Source organism: Marinobacter sp. MBR-105 (genome assembly GCF_053628895.1).
Genome location: NZ_JBRJHG010000044.1, coordinates 1 through 2438, shown reverse-complemented (window position 1 = coordinate 2438; position 2438 = coordinate 1). Strand labels below are relative to the sequence as shown.

The window sequence follows — 2438 nt, the reverse complement described above, 5'->3', positions numbered from 1 at the left end:
TGCTCAGAATAAAGCATAACCAAGCCAGGCACGGCGACGCCTACTACATTGCGGCTTCGCCTCCATTTCGTAGCCGCGCGTGCTGAGCGGCGTTAAATTCAGAAACCTGATGCCCGAACTGTATGGAGAGTTGGCTTTAAAACCGGGAAAAAGGGAGAAAAATGAAAGGATTATTTCGGAACACGTTGTTTTCATTCGCGCTTTTGCTTTATGGATGTGATGGCTCCGGTAATGGTGCTGGCCAACAGGCGGTTCCAGAAGAGGTGTTCTCGGAACAGTCACCGCTCGCGTTCGCGCAAGCTTACGTGAAGTATGTTCAAGATGGCGTGAGCAAGGACATTTATGGTCAGTTTTTGCATTCTGATGCGCGCGAGAAACTAGATTCCGGCTCTGCAATGATGGACTTCATGTATCAAAGCGCACCAAGAGAAAACGCGGAAATCTCCGAGCGGGGCGTATTGAACGAGCGGGCCGAACTCTCGGAGCGCGAAGGCGGCGACAAGGTTTTTATAAGGTTCTATTTTGACGAAGAAATTGATTTCGCATCCGTATATCCGCACTCGCCCTTTGCGGACGAGGGCTACGTCATCAAAAGTGGTCAAATCAACGTGCAAAGGGATGGTGATCGATGGGGAGTCATTGGTCATTCTCTTGACGGAGAGTAGTGGGTTAGGGCTGGGCGTTTGCTCGGACAAGAATTTAACCAGTGCAGGCACGGCGACGCCCATTACATTGCGCCTTCGGCTCCATTCCATGGGCGCGCATGCTGCAAGCGTTAGAGCCTCGATATGAACTGCGCTATCTGCACAAATATTCCGTCGAAGATCTTAGGCCGTTTCATAGCCAAGGCGGACTTCGAACAGGCTGAGAACTTTTCAGCCAAAATGGTTGCGTTAGATGCGTGGGAGGCAGTAACCGCAGACACGGCGTTTGAATCTGCCTATCGTTGTAAGGAGTGCGGAGCAAAGTTCCAGTTGATAATGCCAGATCCGCCCATGTGTGGCGGTTTATTCCGCACTTCAACGAGCAAACAGCGACTAGAGGAGCTACGTGCCAAGGGCCTCTCTAACAAGTAGTTGCAGTTCGTTCCGGGCCACTAGGCCCTCCACCGGATGCCCTTTTCGCTGCGCTACAAGGGCACCGCTGAACAACGGCGTTAATGGCAAAGGCTTCGGTCTTTGGGGTGACCTTGGAGGATTGGCCTTGGTGCCGGGCTTGGCAGACAAGCCCGCTGAATCTGGTGAACACCAAGGCCGTCTGAATCCGCGTCTGATTTGGTTGCTTTAATCGTCAGCGGTGTTGGTAGCATTTTTTGGCGTTCGTCTCTCCGGGCCGTCCGCCGACAATTTATTCGGGATCTGGTACCTTTGAGTTCAGGTTCATCCACCGCTGGCTTGGCGGTGGTTTCAAACACATCGTACCGGCGCAAGCTGGTGCAAGTAACGGAGTAGGCCGTCGAGGTCGTTGCCAGGGAGCAGGCAGTGTCAGTACCTGCCTTTAACCAGTCAATCAAGTTCGCTCCCGGCCAGAGGGCCGTCCGCCGGACGTCCCTTACGGGCCGCCGCTTATCTCCGCGTTAAATCTGTAGGCAGGGAGGCCCAATGGGTCGTAGATATCGAAGGAAAAATGATCTCGTATCATTAGTGTACGAAATGGTCCAAGTTGCGGCTCGCCTTCCTTGGTGGAGCGCGTTACTTCTCGGTGCTCTGCTATATCTACTAATTGCCGTCGGCCTTGGAGGCTATCTTGAGGCCCAGCTAGTCGCGCAAGAGGGTAGTCGTCTTTACCCCATGATCGAAGTCCGTTATGGCCGGTTCATTCGGCTGTCTGCCTGGATCGGTAATGCTTGCTTTCTGGTGGGCTTATTTTTCGCGTTTCGCAATTACTTTTTCGGTGCGAACGCCCGGCGTAAGGAAAAAAGTGGCGTCAGCTTTATAGCCAAAATCTTGGGGCGTAGCATTGACTGAGAGATTTAACCAAACGGTCAACCGGACGCCAAAAGCGTATCGCTTTTGGTCCCCTTCGCTACGCTACGGCGCCGGTTACCATCAGCGTTATGTGTTCAGGGATGATTCTACATGGTGACGTTTTGTCCGGACTGTGGAACAGAACTCAGAGAGGTTACAGTGCCCAGCTACGCTTGGGTGCGGTGTTTCGAGTGCGCTGCGGAGTGCGGTACGTTTTACATTCAAGTAGTTGATGTTCGGAATACATATCCACTGGTCGCTACTTTTCCAAAAATCCCGCAGCTTTTGAATGGGTTGCCCAGGGAAAAGGTTGATAAAGCTGCAAGTCTAATAAATCGGATCGATTACAAAACGGTGTCAGTCGTCGAATTTGAGACTGAGCTTCTCAGCACATAACCAGTGCAGGCACGGCGACGCCTACTACATTGCGCCTTCGGCTCCATTTCGTAGGCGCGCATGCTGCAAGCGTTA

At 52.5% G+C, this 2438-nt stretch carries 1 protein-coding gene; it reads left to right on the top strand.

The window, feature by feature from the left end; genetic code table 11:
* The first annotated feature begins 161 nt into the window (after positions 1–161).
* The gene (locus tag ACSSVV_RS20845) at positions 162–665 is read left to right on the top strand and encodes a hypothetical protein (RefSeq protein ID WP_454106957.1); all 504 of its coding nucleotides are present in this window, start codon (positions 162–164) and stop codon (positions 663–665) included.
* Positions 666–2438: the final 1773 nt, after the last annotated feature.

What these genes read in the sequence shown, in the direction of transcription:
- ACSSVV_RS20845 (WP_454106957.1), top strand. Translation starts at nt 162, where the DNA reads ATGAAAGGATTATTTCGGAACACGTTGTTTTCATTCGCGCTTTTGCTT.